This is a genomic window from Bacteroides sp. CAG:633, from assembly GCF_000435115.1.
GTDB lineage: Bacteria > Bacteroidota > Bacteroidia > Bacteroidales > Bacteroidaceae > Bacteroides > Bacteroides ndongoniae.
Genome location: NZ_FR883107.1, coordinates 1 through 1,317, shown reverse-complemented (window position 1 = coordinate 1,317; position 1,317 = coordinate 1). Strand labels below are relative to the sequence as shown.

Sequence of the window (1,317 nt, the reverse complement as noted above, 5' to 3'; positions counted from 1 at the left end):
TATACCATCGCCGATGGTACGCTGACCGCCACGGGAAGTGCTTCCCGGTCGGTAACGATAAAGGGAAACTTCGAGGCAGCCAAGGAGTACTACTTCGTCGTGGCTCCCGGCACGCTGACGGGCGGCATTACCCTGAACTATATGGATGAAGGCGGCAAGACATACGTCAAGACCACCCAAAAAGAGGTGACCTTCACCGCCGGAAAGATTACCTACCTGGGCGCACTGGATGCCAACAATTTCACCGAGGCCCTCAATGCGGCGTTTGCCAATGCCGTGGAAGAATTCAACCCAAATATCGGCTGGACGGCGAACCCCGATGGCACCGTATCCCTGGATGAGAATAACCGAATGGAAATAATAATGAATGGGGGAACTTTCTTGTTTTTGCGAAATAAAAACATTACCAGCCTTGCCGGCATTGAGTACTTCACCTATCTGGAGACTTTGGATTGCATGGATAATCAATTGACTACCCTTGATGTAACCAAGCTGACCAATCTGACGACTTTGATTTGCAGCGGTAATCAACTGACTGCCCTTGATGTAACCAAGCTGACCAATCTGACGGATTTGGAGTGCAACGATAATCAACTTGTCTCGTTGAATGTCAGTACTTTGGAAGAGCTTAAATATTTGTGGTGTCATGGCAACAAGATGACGGCTCTCGATATAACCAATAACGCATATTTGGGGGATTTGAAGTGCGGGAACCAGCAAGATAATCAGCAACTGACCCTGACATTGTGGGACACCAAGAAGGAGTTTTGGGACAGGATGTTAAACAGGTATTCAGATGAAAACAGCAATGTCACAACCATTGTTAAACCGAGTCCTGTCGAAGCCGAACATAACGACTTCGAGGACGGCGACGATGTAGAATGGTAAATCTATATTACATCAAAAGCACTCCCCGAAGTCACCCGTCAAGACTCCCTAGAGTCATGAGGTAAGACTCCCTAGAGTCTCCGGCCATGACTCCCTAGAGTGTCGGGGCAAGACTCGCGGGAGTCTCCAAGGGTTACTCCTGCGAGTCGGTAAACAACTGATAATCAATAGTAAAAAAAGCCCTCTTTCCGGACGCTTGCCGGAAAGAGGGCATTATGTATAACTTTTTAAATGGTAAATACTATGTACAAGTACAAATTAGTGAAACGGGGTAATCCTCAAAATGAGAATGCTCCGAAGAAATGGTATGCCTCCCCTCTGAGCGAGACGGCACAGGACGTGAAAGCCATGACGCGCGCCGCCACCGAGAACACCACCGTGGCTCCCAAGGAAATGGAAGCCGCCCTGGAACTGCTGGGCAACTATGCC

2 pseudogenes are annotated in these 1,317 nt (G+C 48.7%); both read left to right on the top strand.

Annotated elements, in window-relative coordinates:
- Nucleotides 1–888 (top strand): annotated as a pseudogene (locus tag QVP67_RS10870) (leucine-rich repeat domain-containing protein); the annotation flags it as partial.
- A gap of 243 nt (nucleotides 889–1,131) precedes the next feature.
- Nucleotides 1,132–1,317: pseudogene (locus QVP67_RS10865) on the top strand (hypothetical protein); the annotation flags it as partial.